The 14776-nt window shown below is 33.5% G+C and carries 23 protein-coding genes and 1 tRNA gene; 12 read left to right on the top strand and 12 right to left on the bottom strand.

Annotated elements, in window-relative coordinates; all coding sequences use genetic code 11:
* Nucleotides 1-687 precede the first annotated feature (687 nt).
* The 3 genes from AC6EIY_RS02915 (at nucleotide 688) to AC6EIY_RS02905 (ending at nucleotide 2037) form a co-directional block, all read left to right on the top strand.
* On the top strand, nucleotides 688-1158 hold the full coding sequence (locus tag AC6EIY_RS02915) for a hypothetical protein (protein WP_498507498.1): 471 nt from the start codon (nucleotides 688-690) through the stop codon (nucleotides 1156-1158).
* A 224-nt stretch (nucleotides 1159-1382) separates the two neighbouring features.
* Complete coding sequence (locus tag AC6EIY_RS02910; RefSeq protein ID WP_498507497.1) at nucleotides 1383-1634, top strand: hypothetical protein; 252 nt, start codon at nucleotides 1383-1385, stop codon at nucleotides 1632-1634.
* 220 nt (nucleotides 1635-1854) lie between these two features.
* Nucleotides 1855-2037, top strand: a complete 183-nt coding sequence (locus AC6EIY_RS02905; RefSeq protein WP_498507496.1) for a hypothetical protein — start codon at nucleotides 1855-1857, stop codon at nucleotides 2035-2037.
* Between the two features lie 51 nt (nucleotides 2038-2088).
* Here AC6EIY_RS02905 and AC6EIY_RS02900 read toward each other — a convergent pair whose 3' ends face one another.
* Nucleotides 2089-2301: a hypothetical protein gene (locus AC6EIY_RS02900; protein WP_498507494.1), complete on the bottom strand. Its 213-nt coding sequence runs from the start codon at nucleotides 2299-2301 to the stop codon at nucleotides 2089-2091.
* Nucleotides 2302-2492: 191 nt separating this feature from the next.
* Between AC6EIY_RS02900 and AC6EIY_RS02895 the strand changes: the two genes are divergently transcribed.
* The gene (locus AC6EIY_RS02895; RefSeq protein WP_498507493.1) at nucleotides 2493-2624 is read left to right on the top strand and encodes a hypothetical protein; all 132 of its coding nucleotides are present in this window, start codon (nucleotides 2493-2495) and stop codon (nucleotides 2622-2624) included.
* Nucleotides 2625-2716: 92 nt separating this feature from the next.
* The gene (locus tag AC6EIY_RS02890; RefSeq protein ID WP_498507492.1) at nucleotides 2717-2962 is read left to right on the top strand and encodes a hypothetical protein; all 246 of its coding nucleotides are present in this window, start codon (nucleotides 2717-2719) and stop codon (nucleotides 2960-2962) included.
* Nucleotides 2963-3252: 290 nt separating this feature from the next.
* On the opposite strand, the gene AC6EIY_RS02885 is transcribed toward AC6EIY_RS02890, so the two are convergent.
* The 6 genes from AC6EIY_RS02885 to AC6EIY_RS02860 form a co-directional block, all read right to left on the bottom strand.
* Nucleotides 3253-3381, bottom strand: a complete 129-nt coding sequence (locus AC6EIY_RS02885; protein WP_498462905.1) for a hypothetical protein — start codon at nucleotides 3379-3381, stop codon at nucleotides 3253-3255.
* A gap of 170 nt (nucleotides 3382-3551) precedes the next feature.
* Entirely contained in the window at nucleotides 3552-5246 is a 1695-nt protein-coding gene (locus AC6EIY_RS02880; protein ID WP_498507491.1) for a protein adenylyltransferase SelO family protein, read from the bottom strand.
* A gap of 299 nt (nucleotides 5247-5545) precedes the next feature.
* The gene (locus tag AC6EIY_RS02875) at nucleotides 5546-5890 is read right to left on the bottom strand and encodes a DUF8646 family protein (RefSeq protein ID WP_498507490.1); all 345 of its coding nucleotides are present in this window, start codon (nucleotides 5888-5890) and stop codon (nucleotides 5546-5548) included.
* A 106-nt stretch (nucleotides 5891-5996) separates the two neighbouring features.
* Nucleotides 5997-6068, bottom strand: a tRNA-Gly gene (locus AC6EIY_RS02870).
* Nucleotides 6069-6133: 65 nt separating this feature from the next.
* Nucleotides 6134-6298, bottom strand: a complete 165-nt coding sequence (locus tag AC6EIY_RS02865; RefSeq protein WP_498507488.1) for a hypothetical protein — start codon at nucleotides 6296-6298, stop codon at nucleotides 6134-6136.
* 106 nt (nucleotides 6299-6404) lie between these two features.
* Nucleotides 6405-7004 (bottom strand): hypothetical protein, encoded by a 600-nt coding sequence (locus AC6EIY_RS02860; protein ID WP_498507487.1) that lies wholly within the window; start codon nucleotides 7002-7004, stop codon nucleotides 6405-6407.
* 649 nt (nucleotides 7005-7653) lie between these two features.
* Between AC6EIY_RS02860 and AC6EIY_RS02855 the strand changes: the two genes are divergently transcribed.
* Both AC6EIY_RS02855 and AC6EIY_RS02850 read left to right on the top strand, forming a co-directional pair.
* Nucleotides 7654-7836 (top strand): hypothetical protein, encoded by a 183-nt coding sequence (locus AC6EIY_RS02855; protein WP_498507486.1) that lies wholly within the window; start codon nucleotides 7654-7656, stop codon nucleotides 7834-7836.
* A gap of 55 nt (nucleotides 7837-7891) precedes the next feature.
* Complete coding sequence (locus tag AC6EIY_RS02850) at nucleotides 7892-8176, top strand: hypothetical protein (protein WP_498507485.1); 285 nt, start codon at nucleotides 7892-7894, stop codon at nucleotides 8174-8176.
* A gap of 157 nt (nucleotides 8177-8333) precedes the next feature.
* Here the strand turns inward: AC6EIY_RS02850 and AC6EIY_RS02845 are convergent, their stop codons facing one another.
* Both AC6EIY_RS02845 and AC6EIY_RS02840 read right to left on the bottom strand, forming a co-directional pair.
* Nucleotides 8334-9134: a TIGR01548 family HAD-type hydrolase gene (locus AC6EIY_RS02845; RefSeq protein WP_498507484.1), complete on the bottom strand. Its 801-nt coding sequence runs from the start codon at nucleotides 9132-9134 to the stop codon at nucleotides 8334-8336.
* Between the two features lie 26 nt (nucleotides 9135-9160).
* Complete coding sequence (locus tag AC6EIY_RS02840; RefSeq protein WP_498507483.1) at nucleotides 9161-9313, bottom strand: hypothetical protein; 153 nt, start codon at nucleotides 9311-9313, stop codon at nucleotides 9161-9163.
* Between the two features lie 665 nt (nucleotides 9314-9978).
* On the opposite strand from AC6EIY_RS02840, the gene AC6EIY_RS02835 reads away from it, so the two are divergent.
* From AC6EIY_RS02835 to AC6EIY_RS02820, 4 genes are all read left to right on the top strand, one after another.
* Nucleotides 9979-10191, top strand: a complete 213-nt coding sequence (locus tag AC6EIY_RS02835) for a hypothetical protein (protein ID WP_498507481.1) — start codon at nucleotides 9979-9981, stop codon at nucleotides 10189-10191.
* Nucleotides 10192-10543: 352 nt separating this feature from the next.
* Nucleotides 10544-10738 (top strand): hypothetical protein, encoded by a 195-nt coding sequence (locus AC6EIY_RS02830; protein WP_498507479.1) that lies wholly within the window; start codon nucleotides 10544-10546, stop codon nucleotides 10736-10738.
* A 23-nt stretch (nucleotides 10739-10761) separates the two neighbouring features.
* On the top strand, nucleotides 10762-11025 hold the full coding sequence (locus tag AC6EIY_RS02825; RefSeq protein ID WP_498507477.1) for a DUF1651 domain-containing protein: 264 nt from the start codon (nucleotides 10762-10764) through the stop codon (nucleotides 11023-11025).
* Between the two features lie 236 nt (nucleotides 11026-11261).
* Nucleotides 11262-11438, top strand: a complete 177-nt coding sequence (locus AC6EIY_RS02820) for a DUF4278 domain-containing protein (protein WP_498507476.1) — start codon at nucleotides 11262-11264, stop codon at nucleotides 11436-11438.
* Nucleotides 11439-12195: 757 nt separating this feature from the next.
* Here AC6EIY_RS02820 and AC6EIY_RS02815 read toward each other — a convergent pair.
* Together AC6EIY_RS02815 and AC6EIY_RS02810 are read right to left on the bottom strand one after the other, a co-directional pair.
* On the bottom strand, nucleotides 12196-12522 hold the full coding sequence (locus AC6EIY_RS02815) for a hypothetical protein (RefSeq protein WP_498507475.1): 327 nt from the start codon (nucleotides 12520-12522) through the stop codon (nucleotides 12196-12198).
* Nucleotides 12523-12642: 120 nt separating this feature from the next.
* Complete coding sequence (locus tag AC6EIY_RS02810; protein WP_498507473.1) at nucleotides 12643-12864, bottom strand: hypothetical protein; 222 nt, start codon at nucleotides 12862-12864, stop codon at nucleotides 12643-12645.
* A gap of 100 nt (nucleotides 12865-12964) precedes the next feature.
* Between AC6EIY_RS02810 and pip the strand changes: the two genes are divergently transcribed.
* Entirely contained in the window at nucleotides 12965-13900 is a 936-nt protein-coding gene (gene pip / locus AC6EIY_RS02805; protein WP_498507472.1) for a prolyl aminopeptidase, read from the top strand.
* Nucleotides 13901-14040: 140 nt separating this feature from the next.
* Here pip and AC6EIY_RS02800 read toward each other — a convergent pair whose 3' ends face one another.
* Nucleotides 14041-14265, bottom strand: a complete 225-nt coding sequence (locus AC6EIY_RS02800; RefSeq protein ID WP_498507471.1) for a hypothetical protein — start codon at nucleotides 14263-14265, stop codon at nucleotides 14041-14043.
* Between the last annotated feature and the right edge of the window lie 511 nt (nucleotides 14266-14776).

The raw sequence follows: 14776 nt of genomic DNA, 5'->3' as shown, positions 1-14776 counted from the left end.
GGGTAATGAAACCTAGAGAGTAAACACTCAAGTATTTATGCCTTCTTTTATTAGCTAATTAGTAACTTTAATATGGGATAGATATAGATACTTGTTTCAATGCAAGCCTTTAAACATTTTAAAGCGAGACATACAACATTTATATAGTTGTATTTATTAGATTTTTAAATATTGTATTTTTAATAGATTAAAAATACATTTGGACTTTATTATGAGTGGTGACAATATAATTTCTAATTTACCAATAAAATTTTATTCAGGAAAAATGACTGAAATAAATAAGATAGTTTTTTAGAACGAAACTTAGAAAATTAGATAAATTTATTAAATAAAATCCTGAATTTGATTACGCAAGATTAGTTTTATCCATAAAATAACTCTTCTGATCTCATTGATTTGGTTTGAATAGAGCTAATACCAAACTGCAAGCATGCCAAATCGTTATCCTTTCTATGATGCCTTATGAAATATTAGCGAGGACTGACTTTTCTATAGTTTCAATTAAAGGTTTGAATTTATTAAAGGTTACAATTAAGCTCCTTAAATACTCATTTACTTTTCTGCTCTGTTCGCGTAGAAAAAATAGAGAGTAAACCCCAAAGTATTTATACGCGTTTACAGGTTATGAAGAGACAGTTTTAAGTATGAAATGATGTGCCTAGATTTGGCAATAACAAAAGTTTTCGAATGATCAAAACAATAATAAAAACATTGAATTCTGCTTTTATTTCTACTGTCATAATCTCAATTATTCTTACTGTTTGGACTTGTTTCGCTTTTATTTCTCAGCCCACAAAATCTGGTGAAATAATTAATGTGATTCAAGATATGTATAAAAGTCAGAAGTCAGTAATTATAGATATTGTAGATCTTTCGAAAGTACTAATAAATGATACAAGTAAAAAAATAGCTAGTGAAGATAATAACCTTTTAACAGAATCAGAATCAGAATTACTGACAGATCAAGAAGACAAGTCTCTTCTTGATGGCCTGTCAATTCTGGAAGACAATGGTGAAAATCCTCTCAGGATTATTATTGAACCATCCTTGTCTGAAGTAAGCAAAGAAAATTTGGATGAAATTATTTTAGGACCATTAGATAGTGATCAAAGGGAGGAGTCTATTAATGAAATTGAAATAGGAATGGATATGAATTAAGTCAGTTAAACGATCTTTCTTAAAAGGCTTTAATATTGCTTTGCTTCTAATTTTTCTTATGAATAAATTCCTACCTTTAGTATTCGCCCTATCTTTTATGACAGCTCCAGTTTTGGCATGGGGTGAAGGTGGATGCTCTTTATCTAATAGCAACAAAGCAAGTCAAAATGAGACGGTTGAGCAAGTTGATGGTTCCGATTCTACCGATAGTTAATTTCAAGAAAATGAGTAGCACATTGCTAATTCGGCTTGTTTCTCTCTCTCTTTGTCTTCTTCTGAATCTTTATCCTGCGGTTGTTAATGCAGATGAAATAGATTCATCACTTATAGAATCAGATCCTACTGAAATCGTAGAAGGTCCTAATGTAATGACAGAAAAGCAAATGAACGATCTTTTTGGCGAAGATCCCTATTTAGGCCAAACCTACTATCTTCAGTCTCCTGATGGCTTTAGTCAAGGAGAAAAATCAAAATAGTGGAATTTTATTATCGAGCAAAGGCAGAGTAAAGCGTTGAGAAAAAATTGCCTCTTTTTAATTAAAAATGTCTTTCAAGAAAAGCACTATTTGAGCCTTTGACAATTCTCTCTATTTATTGAATTGTTTTCTATGAATGTATAAATACTTGAGTGTTCCTCCCCATAGCTTTCTTAAACCAATATGAGTAGAAATTAAGTAGGTTGTTTGTCATCTAACCATGCCATTCTCAAAGAAGTTATTTCGAAATTTTTCTGGGATTTCTATTCAAGGAAATGAAATGTCTGATTTGTTTGCTAATTACAAGCCAAAATATGATGATGATGTGATGGAGTGCTTGCAATTTGGTATTTGTTCTACGCGTTCAGTACCCCCAAGAGAAATACCTTATTTTCATTTTTGAAAAACAACTTTCCTCATATAAGTCTCAACTAATTGCTGGTATTTAATTGAGCTAATTAGCCGAGGTTAACCAGCGTAAAATTATTAATATCAAAACAGTCGTAACTAAAGGGAAAGCTGGGTAACGAGTTTTGAAATTAGCAGGAGGCCAAGGAGACCATGAGATTAGCCTTCCTTTTGGTTCTCTAATTACCTCTTTTTTTTCTGAAGTCTTTGACGTCTTGGGGAGAAATCCATTTTTTTTACCTTTTTTTGATTCTCCCATAGTTTTATAAATCAAAATACTAAAAGGTCAATTTTGAGATTGTGACTTTATGGGTGAAAGTTTTGATCCATTTTTTTGTTTTTTTTAAGAAGAGACATACACAAATATCCTTAAGAGTTGAATAGCATTTAAATAGATGCACTTGTGTAATTTTCACTAAAGAAGCCTTAGCTCTAAGAATCTCTCGTTCAATGTTCAATGAGAGAAAAAGTGTTGAGAGTTTTCATGCTTATCAATGTATACGAAGTTACCTCGTTGACTTATCAATGAATGAGTTGATTGAACTTGCGAGAGACTATGGAATTGAATTACCGAAAATTTAATAGTAGAAAACAAAGAATTGGAGGTTAACCCTACACGCAGTTAAATACAGGCCTTAACAGAATATTTAAATTCAGGAAAAAAGAGTTCAGTAATGAGTAGGCACAACGTTCGTGTTAGAGGCAAGTTTTCGCATGGACTTATAAAGACAGTTCAGAATTGCAAAGTTGATGATCGAGCAGAAAAGCTTCACATGTTTACTAAAATTGTTCTGGAAAAGCAGGCCTTGAGGGAAAGATACATTAAGTTGATGGATGATGCTGAAAAAGCTGTTGGTAGAAAAGAAGCTCTCTACCTTCTCAGAGACGCTGAGATTATTTGGAATAAAATTAATAGTTGATATATTTTAAGTTTGATTGCCCATAAAAGAAATCATATTTTTTAATCTTGAGTTGCTTTTGTCACTAAATCTGTGAGATCGTATTTGGAATTCAAATCATAACTTAAATTTTATCTTCAATTTTTTGAGGATTAGCTTATCGATATCAACCAATAATTATAAACAGAGTCGTCAAAATTAATTTCGGATTGCTTTGAATTGTTGGTAAATTGATTTAGTACCCGCAACTCACTTCTTTTTGAAACTACAACTATTGCCTGCTAAAACTCGAAGATGTGTGATGGTACTGATCAAATTGCTATGGGTGGAATGCCAGCAGATAATTGATGATAATTAATTACCCCAAAAGAAATTACTGCGGGAATGAACCAACTAAATGGAAGAAAAATTCTGATTTTGGATTTTGTTTCTTCTGACATGGTTTTAAGTCTCAAAGTAAATCATCCTCCAATTCTTCGAATATCGAGAGAATATTTAGTTCGGTTACCTGTATATAAAAAGGGAAATACATTTAGTTTATGTTGTTTTTTGCAGCGGTTATTTTTCATAGCTAGTCCCAATATCACTTAATTTAACTGCTCTTCTTGATTCAAGATGAGCAACTGTAATGCGAGACCCCACCGGCTCCAAAGAATTTCTTGGGCTTGAGTCGATCATATTTTTTTTGTACCTCTACTGATTGCTCGTCGTAAGGTTTTTCTAAAACAGATTGTAGTTCCTTTATGAGACTATAGTCTCCTTTCTCTGCCATTTCGTATGCTGGTGTGATTAGCCATTCTCGCCATGTGTATTTTGGATTAACGCGTTTCATTCTTGTTGATATTTCAATTTGAGAACCTTTTTTGATTACTTGCTTCCGCCAACTTTGTAGCCAATTGATCCATTTTGTCTCAATCTCTTCTGAAATTGGTAGATAGAAACTATCTTTTAAGCCGTTAAGTGTTTTTGGAATACTAGAAAGTTTTCGGAAAAAGATTGTGTAGTCGACATTTGTGTGGACCATGAGCTTTAGCATTTCATTTACTAGAGGTGCGTCATAGGTCACTAGGCCTAGTTTCTTTGTCCACATGTTCTCCATTTTCTGATTCATTACTGTTGTAAATCCCTTACGGATGCTATCTAACCTGTCCAGAGCCTCTGCGTTGCCGGTAAGCATTGGTCGAAGCGCTTCTAAAAACATTTGATAATTTGCTTCGGCAGCAACTTTTTGGTTAAAGAATGAAAAATGTTCGCCACCTCCTGTCCAAGGTTGGAATCTGGGATCGAAGAGTTCGCAAAATCCAAATGGACCATAATCGAGAGTGAAACCTGCTGCAGCGCAGTTGTCACTGTTGAAATTTCCCTGGCAATAGCCTATGCGTATCCAATCGGCTACTAATGATGTTAGTCGTTCTCGGAATGAATTTGCGAGTTCAACGACTTGATTGCTAAAGCTAAGATTATGATCAATTTCTTTTTTGTAATTTCTTTTGATTAAGTGCTTTACAATCATTTCGAGTTCTTTCATTGCATTTTTATGCTCATTGTTGCGTACTCGACGTGCGAAGAGTTCTATTTGGCCTACCCGTAAAAATGATGGTGCGACTCGTGTAGTGATTGCAGCTGGAGTTTCTACTAATATGTCTGGATTTATTGAGTTAGAGTCTTTTGAATACCAGGGCCTACGAACTGTTTCAGATTTAGAGACATAGAGTGTGAGAGAGCGTGATGTTGGTACTCCGAGTGACTGCATAAAATCCTGTGCTAAAAACTCGCGAACACTTGAACGAAGCACTGCACGTCCATCAGCGCCTCTGCAGTAGGGTGTTGGCCCTCCTCCTTTAAGTTGCATCTCCCATCTTTTGCCATTAAAGAGGCCTTCAAATATAGAAATAGCTCTCCCGTCCCCGTAGCCGTTACCAGTCCCAAATGGACATTGCTGAGTGTATTCAGTTCCATAAATAGATAGTGCATAACCGGTAGCCCAACCAACTGAACGCATCGGTGTTATTGCAACACTTATGTCGCCGGTAAATAGACGAAGAAAAAGTTCATCAAGGGCAAGTTCATGGCTCAAGCCTAATTCGTTAAATAATTTCTTACTGTGAGCGACATATTCTGGTTTTGGAATTGCTGTTGGAGTGACAGGTACATAGTGACCAGAAAAGACTTCTCTTGTTAGGTGGTCATCACCATCATCTGTTGCCTGTGGATCTGGCTCAAGAGAATCCATGAATGAGTAGTCAGCTTGTTTTGCAAACTCAGAGAAAGTTCTTGTTGTCGAGATAGCATTAAAACTGCTCATTTAGTCCTATTTTCTAGTTGGTTAAGTCTTAAATTTGATGATACTTCTCCAGATATTACTAGCATTGATTTGAAGCCTTAATGTTCTTAAATTTTGTTTTTAACTAGACGATAAGTCATAAAAATGGATAGTAAAATATCTAGTTTAAAGTCATCGTTTAGAAAGTTTCGAGACGTAAACTTTGGGGTAATCGATTTGCCTGTAAGAGTTGATTCATATCAACTAAATTTTAAAGCACTTTAATAAATCATGAAATACGATTCTTTTTACCGTCATTTCTATTGATTTATACTGGATTATCATCTAAAAAGACCTCTTGTTTTCTTTGGAGTTTGTGCCTGAATCTGTTCTTTTACGAATAATGTTGCTTTTTTATGAGTAATTTTAGCCTCAACCATTGTTGTGATTGAGATCAAAAATAAGCCCCCTATTCCAATTAATTGTTCAGCTTTTGTTGGCTCTGTATCACCATTTATGATTGCCCCAAGAACGAACCAAGCTGTAGCGGCACCTCCAGTTAAAAAGTAAGGAATCCAGCGACGTTGGTAAAGATATCCAGCACCTAAGCCAGGAAGAAAATTTAAAGTCGAAGCCACCCACCCACTAGATGAAGCAAGAATTTGTTCTTTAGAAGGATTATCCATAAGAATCTTAAAATCAAATTATGTCGACATCAATTGTTTTCTGTGGACTGAACTTGCTGTTGTGAGTTACACCACACAATTTGTATTAGGTTTCTATTTTCTTTAAAGCGGATGACCAGATTCGAACTGGCGACATTCAGCTTGGGAAGCTGACGTTCTACCACTGAACTACACCCGCAGATCTTTAAATTAGCGAAGTTTGATGGCTTGCCCTTATCTTTGGAAACTTTCTGAAATGAGAGTTTAATAAGCTCTTTTAATTCCCATATTTCTGTTTTTGCTGTCTTTTTCTATTTCTTTTTTGATCATGTGATACAGGGCAAATTCTTCTGGATCTTCAGAACCAAGTCCATACCCCATCGTTGCAGCAATATAAATTTTGTGTTGTCTATAAGAACTCAGACTCATTAGCTTTTAAACAACAATCAACTTTACGGCATGTATCATATTATCCAATATGATTAACGTGAAAGAAACTCTAATAAATCTTAGGGATTTTGAAGTTGATCAATATCTAACAAGTAGAAATGAATTCTTTTTTTCTTGATCTCTTTAAAACTGAGTAAAAAGCCAAAACACTTATCGTTCCGGATGGACCTATAAATACATGCCATATTTGTTCGCCTGAGCTCGTAAGTAGGATCCCAAAAGATGTAGTAAAGATTACTCCGGAGATTGGATAAATAAATAAGATCCAATCTTTAAACCGCTTCCACCATTGCGATATAAGTAGGATACTTATTAATACTTGTATTAAAAGAGTTGTTGACTTGCCTAGAAACCAATAAGAAAAAACCGTGGCAATTATTAATAAAATATTGCAAGTTATGATCGACTTGCTTTTAGCTACTGAAATAGTAAAAAACGATAATCCAATAGAAAGAAATGAATAAAACAGCCAATTATATATTGATGAGTGATCTACATATATCCAATTCGTGGTGGTATGATCGAACATCTCAAACATTGAGGCAAGACCTAGCGAGATAAAGGCAACAGGCGGTAGCAGAGGAAATCTAACTTGCTTGAATCTATTTACAGACTTGATTCCGATAAGGATAGGGATAAAAACTGCTAGTAGATGAACTAATAACAATAATGATCTGAAGGTCAATTAAATTAATTTGGAGCTTATTCGAAATTAGCAACTTTATTTAAATTTTTCATAATATAAAAATTTTATTTTTTAAAAAATTTTCATAGCTTAATATCTGGTTTGATGTTTAAAAGAGAATTCGCGAGGACGGATTAGTCGAATATTTTGACGCTAACCGTACATTCCAAAAATAATTAAAGTGAACATTAAAATTCAAACTGATACTAAACATAAGCAACAAGTAAATCTGTAAGAAGATATGTACTTGATTACTCTCGACTCACTTTCAAGATTTTTGGATGTAATGGCGAAGACATTTGCTCATAGGATGAATTTGTTTGTGGTTTTGTATCCTTTAATAAAAAGCTTTATCCAATTCACTCGTAATTGGACCATTGAGTCTTGTGGGTCTGGTTTCGCTACATAGGAAAATTGAAAAAGATCATTCAGAACGTATGCGTTGGAGGTAATGAAAAAAGAAAACGAATTCAGCTATAGTTCGTATTATCCAGAAAGTTTTTGGCCTAAAATATTAACTCTTCTCTGAATCGAGGCTTTTATTTATTGGGTAATGACTTCTCAAAATACTAATAAAACTCTCGACAAATATCTTTTTGATCAAATTCTTAGATTATTTAACAGACTAAAATAAACGGGTTTTTCGTAAATGATGAACAGACTTATTTCAAGTGAAAGATCAAAATGGATCTTTCTGATTGGAGTGGTTGCCATTGGTGCAGGATTCACAGTAAAGAATGTGATCTCCTATCCAACTGAATGTCTTAGAGAAGAAGTTGTACAAGACTTTGTTATACCCAAAGGAACTACAAAAGATTTCACCATTTTCTAGTTTTTTTCCTCAATAAATCAAAAAAGCCTCTACATTTGAATAAAGAAATTTTAAAATGTTTTTCTTTAATCCTTTTTGGCCGCTAACAGCTTTAAGAATAGCTTCGTTAAAAGCAACTTCAACCTTACTTTTGCTTCTTTTAATTAAATCTAACCTTCTTCGGTTGAAAGGCAGCTTGATAGGCGGTTTTGTTGCACTTACACTTATTGCCGGATTAATTGTCTCAACAACAATTGCAGGCGGAGCTGCTTACTATATTTTTCAAAATAAGAAATCAAATAATGATGATTTAAATATGTCTGACGAAGATGTAATCAACGCTGAAGCTGTTTCAGCTTGACTTCGTTTAGCAGTTACTTGCTACAGATTAATAATTACTCATAATTTATTCCTTTTTAGGCATCTTTCTAACAAATTCAATTGAAAAAATTTAATGTATTTTCTTTTCTTGGCATTTAAATAATTTTGAGAATCAAAAAATCAGATTTTTTAATTGCCTATTGGTTTATGAACAAATTTAGAAGTTCATTTTTTAAATTATCCATCGTTTTGATAATCAGGTCTGCACCTGCTTTTCTTAACTCTGCCTCATACATGAGACGTTTCTCTCGACTTGAATCTAAATGTAAATGAGGGGGGGCAATAGCGATACTGATAAATTTTTGATCAGGGATGTTAATTCGGGCATTTATAACTGTTTTAACATCTGCAACCGTATCTCCAATATATGCAATTGGAGGATTGGAAAGGCCTAAAGGATTTTTTGAAAGTTTGGTAGATAATGAAATAAATCCAGTTGGATCAGGTTTTTCAGGTGCTTCACCCATTGCAATCAAGGGTGCAGAGGCTAAGCCGAGCCTTTGTTCCAAGACGAATTTTGCTGAAGGTAATTCAGCTCCACTTACGAAACCCCAACCAATTCTTCCCTGAGTTAATTCCTCAAAAAGTGTTTGTTTGACTAATAAAGTTTCATCTTTAATAAAGCCAGACCATTCACTAGAGTCATGATTTGGATCTCCACCAAAATAAAAGTTTTCAAAGCATTGAATTAATATTTTTCTAGTTGGAGCTGAAAAAGAAAGATTGTTTTTTTGTATATGTCTATTAATCATTTCAAGGCTCAAATCCCAATCATTATTCCAACAACCTTCACTTTTTATAGAGTCAATATCTTCTATACAGGGTCTCCACCCACTAAAAAAATTAACAGTTTCTTGGATTGCCAATCGATAGCTGTTCGTTACGTCACGAATAACCCCATCTATATCAAATAAAATTAGGCCAATATTATTCATCATTTGGTTTTTCTTCTAATTGAAAATGTTTAGTCGAGTTCATTATTTAGTTGAAGCTTAAGTTCTAATTCACGATCTTTGAGTCCTTTTTCATTTTTTATAATTAGATTTCCAACCCAGACAATTCCCATACCAATTATCGCGGGTATACCAATAGATGAAATTCGTGTAATGCTATACATGCGTTTCACTAGATTAAAAGAATTTTTTACTCTTCTTTGAAGTTAACAAGCAATTTTGAAAAATAAAATATTAAGTGTATATCAACTTGTTTTGGTTCTTTTTAAATCTCTCCATAAGCAGGCCATCAAATAGAAATAACCAGCGATTGCAATTATGAAAAATGATGTCATCAGCTTTTCTCTGTAGTGGCAATTTGAAAAATTGAATCAGAACTAACTACCAAAAGGATCCCGAATAAAATTATGTGATATGGAGCAAGCATGATCAGTTAAAGAAATAATCATAACCAATGAATAAAGTCGATGTTGTAGTGCAATGCGAAGTTTTTTGGGTGGTTACACCAATATTTGAGAATGTGAGGTAAAACCATATTGAATAAATTGGAATGCAATGGTTGGTTTCCTTTTCTTAATATTAAAGCCAGTACTCTTTTTGATGTTGAAAAAATTTTTCAAGAAGCAAATGAAAGTTTTTATAATCAGTGCAATTGAGTGGCTAGTTCTTCAAACAGACAATGACTTAGATGATAAGATTCTTGCCAAGGTTAAAAAAGGAATGAAAATAGGTGTCGTTTGACCAAATGGTTGATCAAGTGGTAATGGATTTAATACATTGACTTCATTACAAATGCATTTAAGGTTCTGTTATTTAGTGACTGCAAACTATGACTGAAAAATGTGAATCGAAGTGGTCACCCACTGAAGATCAGGTCAATAAAATCATTATTCCAGCAATGCAGGGAACTGCTCAGCAATACGCTAAGTATGCTAGTGAGCTCCAATGTCCTCCTGCATTTATCTCACTAATGCTTCGAGATATTGCCGATACTTTTGAAGAAAATGCGATTACAAGCGAAAAAGGTTGTGATTGTTGTTAAGTACCTTTAATTAGTCAACTGATCAAAAATCAGCTAGTTAATTATCCAGTTCTTCCTTTTTAAAGGATTTTGTTGGATACTTTTTCTTATTTGCCAATTAAGCATAAGTAACGATGAATCCCCGAACTGGTTAGCCCTACTTGAACCGACCTATGTGATGGATGATTCCTGGCTATATTCTTTTTTATTTAAAGTTTAAAAAATTTAGCAATGACAGCAATTAATAAAATTACTGCCGCTAAGCTTCTAGTCTTAATAAATCTTCCTGTTTTGCTTTTAATAGCAGGTGTTTACCAAATAGGTTCCGCAGTAATAGTGTAGCTATTGCTTTGGCTAACTTTTTTTAGTAGTTATGGATAAATGTATTCCATCCCAAAAGCAAAAGTCAGGTTCAATAAGTAGATCATTCGAAGTCTTTATTGATGAATTAGCTAAATTTCAGGGTGAACTTGATTGCCTAGATGAATTTATTTGCGATTTCCTTGAAGTTGTTAAAAATCGTTGGTTAACAGATAGTTGCCATTCAAAGGCCCGGCAGCACAAATAAGATAATCCAATCTCCTACTGAAAATGCAAAATGAAAGTTGGCTTGTGAAAAAAGATCGTGTCTGGGCAATGAGGTTTTTTAAAGATAAACACCCTGATGAAGACGGAACTGTATATGTGAGGGTTCACTACGCTTGCTGTAGGCACAGATTTCTGAACGGTATTACTCCTCATGTTCAGTTACATGAAAGTGAGAAGTTAACTTATGAAAAAGCAAGAGAACTATGGAAGTCCTCGGTGGAAACAGAATGGAAAGTTTCCAAGAAACCCTTATGGGAGACCTCTTGAAGCTTAAATAATTTAGATTAATACTCTTTCAGGTTGAGTTCTTCGAAAGAAAATTTTTTTAGTAATTGAGTATATACCACTAGATAGTTTGTATCGTAATGAACTACAGACACAATTAATGCATAACATAATAGTTTTTGTAGCAACCGCTACCAAAACGTTCAACTCGCTACATGGCGAGCCGCATTTCGATTTAAGCCAAGGAACGGGGACTTAAATCAACATTCGGAGTATGGATGATGACAACTCTTCTTTATCGTGGACTTACCTATGTTCAGCACAAAGAGAAAAAAGCACAAAAAAATTGTGTGGAGCTTACTTACAGGCGTAATCACTACAACACATGCAGAAGCGATGCTAAGTCTAAGGTAAATACACAATTGGCTTATCGCGGTCATATCTATCAGCATTAGTTTGAAGACTTTTTTATAAGGCCCTGCTAGCAGGGCCTTATTTTTGCCTTGATTATTCTTTCTTGGATTGAACAGCTATTAGTTTAATCAAAGTTGATTATTGTTAGCCCTAATAAACTTTGCATGTAGATGCTGTTGGATTTTTATTATTCTTTTTCCGATAACTCAGCTCTAGTTTCATTTGGAACAGTGTAAGAAAAATCCTGCATTGTACGAATATTACTTAGCGCATTTTGATCATGTTGAAAGGAGTTCTTAGTTTCATAACCCTCCATATCGGTATATAGATGTTCTAATCGATCTTGCTTGATTTATACACCTTGGCTTTTACTCAAGTAGAATTAACTAGTAGTTGATTAACGATTCAAATATAGTAATTATGGGAGTACAAGTTATACTTAAAGCTTGCTAAGTTACAGAAATGTAGTTTGTGGTTCTTATCATTCAAATAAAAAATTGTTTGGTTTTTTTCTAAATGGTTGTCTAGTAATTATAAATCTATAAATTAACGATGATAAATGCTGTGATATCTATTTATCAATCTTGATAGAAGTAATCGTCTCCATTTGCTCTTCAAAGAATTGACCAACTTCATTTCCGTAAAAATTTTTTGAGAGTTTGGCGATGAAACATTGCATAAAAAAAAACGGTCTGTGCAGACTCAGACCGTTAGTGAATTACTTCCCTCCCATATAAATGCATTATTTTAATCTGTGCGATAGTTAGGAATACCCAAATAATTCTTTTCAGGTCAAGCCTAGTCTGTATTAATTGGAGGAAGTAGTGATAAAAGAAGGTTACTCAAATTTTTTTTGGAGTTTAACAGTGTCTTTAAGTTATTCCTTAAGAAGGAACCAAAACCCAAATCAATAAAAATATATATAAGTAGGGAAAAGCAAAAAACAACATAAAAAATCAAATGACATATGAATGTGTCTATCAGATCAGATTCTTTTTCATTGGTTTTTTGTTCTTCAACATCTATTTTGTGTGACTTGAAATCACTTATTGAATTAGTTGCTATTGGCTCAACCCATCCAAACTGAGCTAGCTCTTGATCGATTATTTTTAGCGCTGAAGTCATAAATAAGAAGAATATTCAAATACTCATCTTTTTTATCGTGTTAAAAATCAAGTTCTAGTCCAACGTTACATTTTTTGGCTTTTGGTCAGACTTTGCTTGTAGACGAACACATGATTCCAGTTAATTTCTTCCATTGCATCTTTGAACTGCAAGCATATTTGCATCCTCATGATTCTTTTCTGATTTCCAAATCTTATTTGAGGTTTGACCAATACAAGCAACTTCAGCTGCATTTTTTATCCCTACTGGGACTTGAGTTAAAGCTAAGATCATTAAAGCAAAACCTGTTCCAGGTGCATGAATATTTAATCGAAAGCTATTTAGCCAGTTTTTCTTAGGCATTGATCAATTCCTTTTTAATAATCATTTATAGCTAATTTTGTTGTGTATGCTTGAGTTGGAGGAAATGTCTCAAAGGCAAAAGACGAAAATTTAATTAAAAATGTTATTTCCAGAAATAGAACCTAAGGAACAAGGGATATTAAAAGTGAGCCCTCTACACTCAATCTACTGGGAAAAAAGCGGCAATCCAAATGGAACCTCTGTCTTAATTATTCATGGCGGTCCAGGGGGTGGGAGTAGTCCTTCTTATCGAAGATATTTTGACCCAAAGAAATTCAATATTGTTCAATTTGATCAAAGAGGATGTGGAAAATCTTCTCCTCATTCTGAGTTAAAAGAAAATACGACACATCATTTAATTGATGATATTGAAAGACTAAGACAACTCTTAAAAATTAAATCATGGCATGTCTTTGGGGGATCGTGGGGCTCAACATTAAGCTTGATTTATGCCATTCAACACACGAAAAAAGTTTTAAGTCTTACTCTTAGGGGGATATTTTTGTGCAGAAAAACCGAATTAAGTTGGTTCTATCAAAAAGGTGCAAGTGAGATTTTCCCTGAAGAATTTGAACTTTATCAGTCTGTTATACCGCAAAATGAGAGAGGCGATTTGATTAATGCTTTCCATAAGAGATTAACCAGTCAAGATAGGTCTGAGAGATCCAAAGCGGCACATGCATGGACGAGATGGGAAATGGCAACAAGCTTTCTCATGCCAAAAAAATTATCCATTCAAAAAGCTGCAAATGATAATTTCTCAGATTCTTTTGCCCGTATAGAATGTCATTATTTTGTTAATAACATTTTTTTAGAGGAAAATTATATTCTAAAAAACATTACTAAGCTAAAAAATATTCCTGTCTCTATTGTTCAGGGAAGATATGACGTAGTTTGTCCAATCAGAAGTGCATGGGATCTTAATAAATCACTGCCCTCTTCAAAACTTTATGTAATAGATAGTGCAGGACACTCGATGAAGGAAATTGGAACTTCTAAAAAATTAATTGAGTTGACTAATGAGTTAGCTAATTAGTTTTGTTTTCTAGAAATAGTAGATGATATAAGGTTTAAAATATATTCTTTGAGGACTCATCTCATTACTTCCATTTTGTAATCACAAAAAATCTAGACTTACAGCAACAAAGAAATATCATTAAATATCTTTGATTGATTTCAAGCTTGCTTATTTTCCTCTTTTAAATCACCCATAGCTTTGATTGGGAATTTCTTACCTTGTCTCCAGATAGCAGCAAAGAGCAAAGCTATAAAAGCAATTATTGGTATAAATCTTAGGATTTCCATTGTGGAAGGATCAATAACTAAAGATTTAAATGGATTACCAATAGAAACGGGTTCAACTTCATAAGAATTTACTAAGGAATTTAGGTCTACTTGCATGTGTCTAGAATATTTGCTCTAACCTATTAAAAAAGGCAGAGAATTTAGCTTCAAAAACTATATTTGTGATCCAGATGTATAAAATACACCTTAAATATGAAAAAATGATATATCGACTTGTAGTTTGCGGTTAGTCTTGTTGTGTTTTTTGATTGACAATCTAGATAATTATATTCATAAATAAACCTCTCGTTTTTTATAGGCAATATATTTAGCAAGACCTGAGAAGAAAAAGAAACAAGTAAAAATAATTATATTTAGTTCAACTGATAATGATATTGCGATCACTTTATAAATGTTTCCAACTTACTCAGATTCTTGATTTGGTTTTATTCTTTTCATTTGCTTCCTTTGTAAAAAAAATTCTTATTCACTCTCTGATTAAAGCTATGGGAGGTGAAGTGTCATGGTACTTTCACTTAATAAGATGAGGTTCCTTTAAACCTGCATGTATTCTTCGCAATTTAATAAAAGCCAATTCTTCGGCTATATAAAGAATTTTATTAGTTGT

The sequence above is a fragment of the Prochlorococcus sp. MIT2304 genome (genome assembly GCF_059772405.1).
Note: the sequence above shows the minus strand (reverse complement) of the source record. Positions and strands in the feature narration are given on the sequence as shown.